Annotated in this window: 10 protein-coding genes; 7 read left to right on the forward strand and 3 right to left on the reverse strand. The window is 47.4% G+C overall.

Going from position 1 to position 7,572, the window contains the following annotated elements; all coding sequences use genetic code 11:
- Positions 1 to 76: 76 nt before the first annotated feature.
- The 4 genes from EA392_00525 to EA392_00540 all read left to right on the forward strand — a co-directional run bounded on the left by EA392_00525 (position 77) and on the right by EA392_00540 (position 1,558).
- Complete coding sequence (locus EA392_00525; GenBank protein ID TVR42212.1) at positions 77 to 415, forward strand: T9SS C-terminal target domain-containing protein; 339 nt, start codon at positions 77 to 79, stop codon at positions 413 to 415.
- 171 nt (positions 416 to 586) lie between these two features.
- Positions 587 to 820: a hypothetical protein gene (locus EA392_00530; GenBank protein TVR42213.1), complete on the forward strand. Its 234-nt coding sequence runs from the start codon at positions 587 to 589 to the stop codon at positions 818 to 820.
- Positions 810 to 1,097, forward strand: coding sequence for a type II toxin-antitoxin system RelE/ParE family toxin (locus EA392_00535; GenBank protein ID TVR42214.1), 288 nt, complete (start codon positions 810 to 812; stop codon positions 1,095 to 1,097). The genes EA392_00530 and EA392_00535 overlap by 11 nt, the downstream gene beginning before the upstream one ends.
- Positions 1,098 to 1,327: 230 nt before the next feature.
- Positions 1,328 to 1,558 (forward strand): hypothetical protein, encoded by a 231-nt coding sequence (locus tag EA392_00540; protein ID TVR42215.1) that lies wholly within the window; start codon positions 1,328 to 1,330, stop codon positions 1,556 to 1,558.
- Between the two features lie 30 nt (positions 1,559 to 1,588).
- Here the strand turns inward: EA392_00540 and EA392_00545 are convergent, their stop codons facing one another.
- Positions 1,589 to 1,798 carry a hypothetical protein gene (locus EA392_00545; protein ID TVR42216.1) on the reverse strand — a complete coding sequence of 70 codons (210 nt, stop codon included), beginning with the start codon at positions 1,796 to 1,798 and terminating at the stop codon, positions 1,589 to 1,591.
- Between EA392_00545 and EA392_00550 the strand changes: the two genes are divergently transcribed.
- Positions 1,797 to 3,125, forward strand: a complete 1,329-nt coding sequence (locus EA392_00550; protein TVR42217.1) for a peptidoglycan synthetase — start codon at positions 1,797 to 1,799, stop codon at positions 3,123 to 3,125. The genes EA392_00545 and EA392_00550 overlap by 2 nt on opposite strands.
- A 2-nt stretch (positions 3,126 to 3,127) precedes the next feature.
- On the opposite strand, the gene EA392_00555 is transcribed toward EA392_00550, so the two are convergent.
- Both EA392_00555 and EA392_00560 read right to left on the reverse strand, forming a co-directional pair.
- Positions 3,128 to 3,604, reverse strand: a complete 477-nt coding sequence (locus EA392_00555) for a DUF4199 domain-containing protein (protein ID TVR42218.1) — start codon at positions 3,602 to 3,604, stop codon at positions 3,128 to 3,130.
- A 40-nt stretch (positions 3,605 to 3,644) separates the two neighbouring features.
- Positions 3,645 to 5,450, reverse strand: a complete 1,806-nt coding sequence (locus tag EA392_00560) for a DUF349 domain-containing protein (GenBank protein TVR42219.1) — start codon at positions 5,448 to 5,450, stop codon at positions 3,645 to 3,647.
- 200 nt (positions 5,451 to 5,650) lie between these two features.
- Here EA392_00560 and EA392_00565 point away from each other — a divergent pair, with 200 nt between their 5' ends.
- The gene (locus EA392_00565) at positions 5,651 to 6,370 is read left to right on the forward strand and encodes a hypothetical protein (protein ID TVR42220.1); all 720 of its coding nucleotides are present in this window, start codon (positions 5,651 to 5,653) and stop codon (positions 6,368 to 6,370) included.
- A 410-nt stretch (positions 6,371 to 6,780) separates the two neighbouring features.
- Positions 6,781 to 7,572, forward strand: a 792-nt coding sequence (locus EA392_00570) for a hypothetical protein (GenBank protein TVR42221.1), incomplete at its 3' end; no start/stop codon positions are given.

Consider the following 7,572-nt stretch of genomic DNA (forward strand, 5'->3'; position numbering starts at 1 on the left):
AACACTCATTTTTTAACCCAATCGTAATTTGTCCGATTTATAGGGGGTCAAACCAGATGGTGCAGCAAGCAACCTATTGTGTTGGTCCAATGAAAGTGCTTTGTACACCACCAACGGCGAATTTCAAGACTGCCAGCTTATTACAAGTGTTTCATCCGGGCAATTTTCCGATGAAACCATCAACCTGTATCCCAATCCGGCACATGGCATGGTGAGGCTAGAGGTTCCTGCAGACTGGGGCGGCAGCGATGTCGCCATTGAAATCATATCGAGCAGTGGTCAGATGGTTCATTCCCACGCAGCCACAAGTCTTCCTTCTACATGGATTGACTTACAGGGATTGCCCCCGGGAATGTACCTTGTGCGTATTCATGCGCAGAATCGCACCTATGTCAGAAAGTTGGTTTTACGATAGGGTACCCACTCAGACACGTTTCCGAACGCTTCCGTTGCTTGTGACCTAAACATAAACCGCCTATGGATAACCATTCCATTGGTGTGCTAAATTAAATTCAACGAAGTCAATCCTTTCTGGTTCGATTGCCTGTTCAGTATGCGTATGATTCTTTTTCCTTATTTTTGATACATGGCTACCATCAAAATAAAAGTCAGCGATAAAGTCGTCGAGAAGGTGTTGTGGCTGTTGTCGCAGTTCAATCCCAATGATGTGGAGATTGTCGAATCGGATTTGGGTTTTGAAGAGAACAAAACTTATCTGCAACTTCAATTGGACCGATTAAATTCCCCGGGTTCAACGAGATATACGCTTGAAGAAGCCGAAGAAAAACTGGAGCGAATTATTAAAAAGCATGAGGGTTGAACTTCAGGATTCGTTTCTCAATAAGCTAGAGAAAATTGTAGAGTTTATTGCCAGGGATAAACCCATTGCCGCACGAAGATTTAAGAATGATTTGATTGATGAATTGAGGAAAGTAGGTGATTTTCCATTTCGCTGTAAGCCTTCGATTTATTTCGGAGATTCTTCAATTCGTGACATGGTTTTTAAAGGTTATACCGTTGTTTACAAGGTCTATGAGCAACAAGAAGTTTTGGTTGTTTTTGGATTAATTAAGCAGGAGTCTGGATTGGATGAATGATTTGGTACAGCATCTCTAAATATTTACTGGAAGTGTCCCACTCAGACTCGTTTCCGAATGCGTCTCCGCCTTAGCTTCGTTTCATTTCACCATCCCCCTTGCGTCCATTGCGCCTCCTTCGCGCACTTTGCGGTTAAAAAAGAGCGTATGGCTTTGTGAAAGCAAAAGAGACACCCCGCTGCTTAGGAAGAATTCTCTAACCTTGAAGGAATAATTGCTAAATTAAAGCAATGAATATCCACGCAGAAAAACTCGCATTGATTCAATGGTTGACACAATTGACTGATGAAAGGATTATTGTGCGTATAAAGCAGTTACGCCTTCAGGAAGCCGACTGGTGGGATGAACTCAGTCCTGAAGAGAAAGCAGATATGAATGAGGGAATTGCGCAGAGTGAGCGCGGAGAGACCACTCCGCATGATAAAGTAATGGAGAGGTTCAAATCATGGCGTACCGAATAGTATAAATGGAGCTATTGAAGGCTCCTTTATTCAGGCTGTTCCCTTTGCGCTCATAGCGCCTCCATAGCGCACTTTGCGGTTAAACAAAAAGGCGTGCGATGCCTTTGAAGTGTCGAAGAAACACCCCCCTGTGAAAAAGTCTCTCAGCCCTTGCAGATGATTAGTCCGCAAGCAATCTACCTTTACCCAAAGCATTTTCGTGAAAAAAGTCCACTTTATCGCCATCGGCGGAAGCGCCATGCACAACCTCGCCATTGCACTGCACCGCAAAGGATACCGCGTAACCGGCTCCGACGACCAGATTTTTGAACCCTCGCGTGGTCGGCTCGGCAAAGAAGGCATTCTGCCCGAAAGCGAAGGCTGGCACCCGGAGAAAATCACCGAAGACCTCGACGCTATTATCCTCGGCATGCACGCCCGCGCCGACAATCCCGAACTGAAGCGGGCAGAGGAGCTCGGCCTGAAAATATTCAGCTATCCCGAATACCTTTACGAACAAGCCAAAGACAAGGAGCGCGTGGTGATCGGTGGCAGCCACGGCAAAACGTCCATCACAGCCATGATTCTGCACGTGCTGCACAAGTTGCAAACCGACACCGACTACATGGTGGGCGCCCAGCTTGAGGGCTTTGATTGTATGGTGCGGCTCAGCGATACCGCCGAAATAGCCGTTTTTGAAGGCGACGAGTACCTCAGTTCACCCATCGACCGGAGACCCAAGTTCCACTTGTACAAGCCACACATTGCCGTATTGAGCGGCATCGCGTGGGATCACATCAACGTGTTTCCCACCTGGGAGAATTACGTGGAGCAGTTCCGCATTTTTATCGATCTCATTGAACCCGACGGTACGCTTATCTATTGCACCGAAGACGCCGAACTGCGCAAACTGGCCGAAGCCAAAGCCGGACTCCAAAAGAAGCCCTACGGCATTCATCCACACCGCATCGAAAACGGAACCACCATTCTGATTACCGATTCGGGCGAGGAAGTACCGGTGCAGATTTTTGGCGAGCACAACCTGATGAATCTGAACGCTGCCCGCCTGGTTTGCCTGTCACTCGGTGTAAGCGAACCGGACTTTTATCGTGCAGTAGCCGATTTTACAGGAGCGTCCAAACGACTGGAACGCATCGCGCTCAACGATCAAACAACCGTGTACAAAGATTTTGCACATTCGCCGAGCAAGCTGGTGGCCACCACCGAGGCGGTGCAAAAACAATTTCCCGACCGCAAACTGGTGGCCTGCATGGAGCTGCATACCTTTAGCAGTCTCAACAAGGAGTTTCTGCAGCAATACGCCGGAACTATGGATTCGTGCGATACGGCCATTGTGTATTTCAACCCCAAAACCATTGCACACAAAAAACTGGAACCGCTCAGCGCGGAGGAGGTGAAAGCGGCTTTTCAGCGCGAAGATCTGATTGTACTCACCGAAACCCAACAGGTGTTGGATTGGCTGAAAAGCTACCCTTGGCCGGGCAGTAATTTGCTGCTCATGACTTCCGGAAACTTTGACGGCGTAAACCTCGACGAATTTGCCCGCGAATTACTGGTCGTAGAGTAGCATCACCCCTTGCGGAGCTTTCTGAGCACCTTCATAAACAGGCTCACCAAAAGTGAGTAGATAATGGAGAGGGCTATAAAACCGGTGAGCGTTGCCAGCACCCAGTTGCTCAGGTTAAAAAAGGATTCCACTTTTTCGCGCAGTTCCTCGGGGGTCATGTCGGGCTCTTCGGCAATGGAGCGCTGGTACACACGATCCTGCATTTCGGGAAAAAAACCGGGGTCAATAAAATTGTAATAAATCACCACCAAAGAAGTAGCGAGCAAGCTGTAAACCGCTCCGGCTTTGAGTCCGTCTTTGGCGTCGTCAATAAAATCACCCGACCTTTCCGGGTGCTTGTCGAGGCTTTGTAAACTCAGGAAAATAACCAGGATAATCATCGCCATATGGATGAAAATCTGGATATTGGATGCCTGCTGCATCTCAACACCCAACTGGTAGAACGACACTTTTACCACGGCCATCACAGCCACAGCCATCAGCGGAAATCTAAAGTGGGGTGGAAGGTTGTTCAGCACTTTAACGGACCGCTTTTAGCATGCGTAGCTTCTGCTTAATAGCCGAAACTTCATCCCGCGCACGCTGTATTTTCTTTTCCACTTCTTTCTTCAGTGCATCGGCACCCTTTGAGTTGGCAAAGAAACCGAGGTTGTTTTCCAATTGAATGGCTTCGGCTTCCAGTTTACTCATTTTATCGCGCAGCATCCGCGCCTCACGATCAATCTGCCGGTCATTATCGTCCGATTTGAGGGCTTCGAGCTTTTGTTCAAATTCTGCGTTTTCGCGTTCCAGACGATTCATCTTCAGCTTCTGGTACTGGGCGTCCATGGCCTGTGTAAAGTGCTTGTAGATGCTGTCTTTTTGCTTGAAAGGAACAAAACCAATTTCACCAAAACGGGCAGAGAAACCACGGAGGGTTTCAAGGTCTTTGGCCTTTTCGCCTACAGGCTCAAAACTTTGAATTTCTGCAATCAGGGCTTCTTTGGCAGCGAGGTTTTCAGCCAATGCCTTGTCTTGCTCTGCAAAGTGGGCCTTTTTTGCTTCAAAGAAATGATCGCAGGCAGCACGAAAACGCTTCCAGAGTTTTTGCTCCTGACGCTGACGTGCTCCACCGATATTCTTCCATTCCTTTTGCAGCGCAATAAGGGCTTGGGAGGTGTTTTTCCAATCGGTGCTGTCTTTGAGTGCTTCGGCCTTTTCAATCAGCGATTTTTTGGCTTCTGCGTGTTCGTCGAGCACTTCGTGAATCTCTTTGAAGAAGTCGCGCTTTTTGGTGAAGAAGGCATCACAAGCCTTTCGGAATTTTTTCCAAACCGCCTCATTTTTCTCTTTGGAAGCGAATCCAATTGTTTTCCAGCTTTCCTGGATGGCGATGATCTCGTCGGTTTTTTCCTGCCACCCTTTTACATCTTCAATGGCTTCGGCAGCCATCTCATTGACGCGGGCAATCAGTGCCTCTTTTTGTTCGAGGTTGGCTTGCCATTCTTTTTTCTTTTCCTGGTAGTAATCGCGGATGCGATCGTAGTACACGCGCACCTGGCTCCAGAAGGTTTCCTTGAGCTTGTCCCAGTCTTCGCGGCGGGTGGGGCCAATTTCGTTCCAGCGCTCAATGCACTCGTTTACGCCCTCATCCAACTTGCGTATGGACTTTTCCTTATCAAGCGCACGAAGATTTTCAATCACCGCCTCTTTCAACTCGAGGTTGCGGTTCATGTGGTGGTCTTCAAGCTGCTTGTAAATGTTGATGTTGTAGTAGAACTGTTCCTGCAACGAGCTGTAATCACTGTGCAGTTTTTTGCGGTGCTTTTCGGGTACCGGACCGCATTCAAGCCATTTTTCACGGATTTCGTTGAACTCCTTGAAAGCCTTTCCGATGTGCTCCTCTTCCTGAATGAGCTTGCGCAGGGATTCTATCAGGCCCTGTTTTCGTTCGAGGTTGGATTTTTCCTCGCCGGAAATCAGGTTGAGTAATTCTTCGCGCTTTTCGTGGTAGCGGTCAATAAGCGATACAAAATGCTCGTACTGTGGGTCAGCCGCTTCAGGCGCATCCAATTCATCTTCCGTCTCAGCCGATTCTTCAGCGTTGTCAGAGGTTTCGGGGGTTGCTTCAGCCGCTGACTGATCATCGGTTTTTGGTTCCGTTTCATCTTCACTGCCTCCCGGACCTGCGTCTTCGCCAATAAGGCCGGCAGCGAGTTTTTCTTCCACATCAAGCGCCAGGTATTGCTCTATCAATCCGGCACATTCAGAGCGAATAAGATGAAAATCAGGTTGTCCGAGCAGCTCTTCCAGCCGCGCGGCAATCTCTTGTTTTGTGCTAAGCATTATTCAATCAGTCTGTTAAAGAATCAGCAACTGCGCGCAAAGGTAGGTTAATTCCCACATACAATCAAGCAGTGTAAGCAGACCCCGAACAGGGCAGAAGAGGACCGGATTTTCCACAAGAGCAAAAAGTGGGCTTTTTATGAGGGAAAACGAATAAAAATGGCTAATTTCAACGCCCTTTCAACCAAAATGAACCAACCATGAAGTATTTGATAATCTTTTTCTGCACCGGTTTTTTGTTCAGTGAAGCCTTTGGGCAATGGTCTGCCGGAACGTACTACAACCATCAGCAAATGCTCAGTTCCACATCTGTTTCGGGGGCTGAAACGAGTCATGGTATGGCCTTCGCTGCTTTGTACAGGTTGCCGTCTTCAAAATTTTCGCTCGGACTTGAAATAGCCGGTTCCGGATACGATCATCGGCATTACGGAGCTACCATTCTTACCGACGATTACGGGCTGGTATCTGCGGATGTGCGCGAAACCTACGGATGGATGCAGGCCAGTCTTCTCAGCCGATACCACTTTCTGAACGATGCAGTTTTTGAGCCTTATGCAGAGGCGCGTTTGGGGTACCAGCAGTTTTTTACGGCGCGCAGTGCCTCCGATGGCACAGCGCTCGAAACAGGCGAGCAGGTGATGTCGGCGTGTGATATGCGTGGGTACATCGCTCCATGGGAGACGCGCAGCAACCACCTGGTAGGAGGTATGGGATTGGGTACCATTGTGAACCTGAAGAAACTGGTTTGCCAAACCGAAGAAAATTATGGTTTTGAGGTAAAGCTGGACCTTGGCCTCACCTACTTGTTGAGTTCGCAATCAAAGGTGCGCGAAATGAACGAAATGGCCCCGCAACAGTTGATGTCCAGGAGCCAGGTAAATGCCATGCTTTTCAGGGCGGGTTTGTTGGTAGCTTTTTAACGCTGCGCGGACTTCTACCGCCTTTGTATTGCCACGAATGGTGAGGAGGACAGGGCAAGGTTCACTTAAAAATACCTCCCAACCGAAGATGTATAGCAAGCATGGATATCTCGTGATGTGAGTTAAGCGCCTTGCCATGAACCAGGTTGTGATTTGCGAATGGCAGGCTGTAGTGGAAACCTAAAGTAAGTCCCGCTTTTTCTTTGAGCGCTATGCGAAATTCAGCCCCGACCAGCAGTCGGTGAGCGGCAGGGTAAAAGTTTTCCACATGACGGGTTGGGAGGGATGGAATAGGTATATTGCGGGGGTGAATAAAACTACGGAGGAACAAGGTTGAGAAAGGCGATAGATTTTTCTGTTATTGTGCACCTTTGGTGGTGGTAATACGAGTTGTGTGTTATTGAAATTAAATGAGAATGCTAAATCTTCATAATATAGAGGATGCAAAAAAACGACTGGAGAGATATGATCCAACCAGTTTTACTGGAGTCGATAGTAGCTTTAGACTTTTCACTAACAGAATTAATGTACAGACGTTTCGCCACATAAATAGTCTTAACATTTCATTTGAACATCCAGTCACAGTTATCAGTGGAACCAATAAAGTTGGTAAGACAAGTTTATTGTTGCTATTGGGTTGCAGTCACTATGGTTTCCAGAGATACGATTCAACCAAACCAGAAACTGTTCTGAGAAGACATACTTGGAGAGATGTTCTTCCTTTTACAAGCCACGAAACTACTACACGTGACTATGCCTATAAATTGTATTGGCGCATTGGCGCTTCAATACGAGAAGGTGAAGGGAAAAGACTTCATACAAGCCAAGCATGGACTGGCGTCGGAAAAGCGAGTTCAGACCCTGGAAGAATGAATGCACAAATTCGAGACAGGGAAGTTCGTTTAATTGATCTGGAGAGATTAGTTCCCGCAAGAAATTTTTCAAACAGCCTACTACGCAAAATCACTTCTGGTACGGGGACTCGAGTAAATCCAGACATAGAAAAGGCTTTCGCGTACATTCTTGACTTGCCCACGACTTTGGAAGTTAATAAGATTGGATCTCACATAAACAAACTTGCATTCTTAATAAGTTACACAGGCGAACCGTATTCAAGCTACAATGCAGCATCAGGTGAGGAATCATTACTCAATATTTTACATGATATATTTGAAGCACCCAATGATTCGCTCATTTTAATT

The organism is Cryomorphaceae bacterium, assembly GCA_007695365.1.
Lineage (GTDB): Bacteria > Bacteroidota > Bacteroidia > Flavobacteriales_D > SKUL01 > SKUL01.

Excerpts from the sequence above, each read along its gene's own strand:
- EA392_00530 (TVR42213.1), top strand. The coding sequence starts at position 587 with ATGGCTACCATCAAAATAAAAGTCAGCGATAAAGTCGTCGAGAAGGTG.
- EA392_00535 (TVR42214.1), top strand. The coding sequence starts at position 810 with ATGAGGGTTGAACTTCAGGATTCGTTTCTCAATAAGCTAGAGAAAATT.
- EA392_00540 (TVR42215.1), top strand. The coding sequence starts at position 1,328 with ATGAATATCCACGCAGAAAAACTCGCATTGATTCAATGGTTGACACAA.
- EA392_00550 (TVR42217.1), top strand. The coding sequence starts at position 1,797 with ATGCACAACCTCGCCATTGCACTGCACCGCAAAGGATACCGCGTAACC.
- EA392_00545 (TVR42216.1), bottom strand. The coding sequence starts at position 1,798 with ATGGCGCTTCCGCCGATGGCGATAAAGTGGACTTTTTTCACGAAAATG.
- EA392_00555 (TVR42218.1), bottom strand. The coding sequence starts at position 3,604 with ATGGCTGTGGCTGTGATGGCCGTGGTAAAAGTGTCGTTCTACCAGTTG.
- EA392_00560 (TVR42219.1), bottom strand. The coding sequence starts at position 5,450 with ATGCTTAGCACAAAACAAGAGATTGCCGCGCGGCTGGAAGAGCTGCTC.
- EA392_00565 (TVR42220.1), top strand. The coding sequence starts at position 5,651 with ATGAAGTATTTGATAATCTTTTTCTGCACCGGTTTTTTGTTCAGTGAA.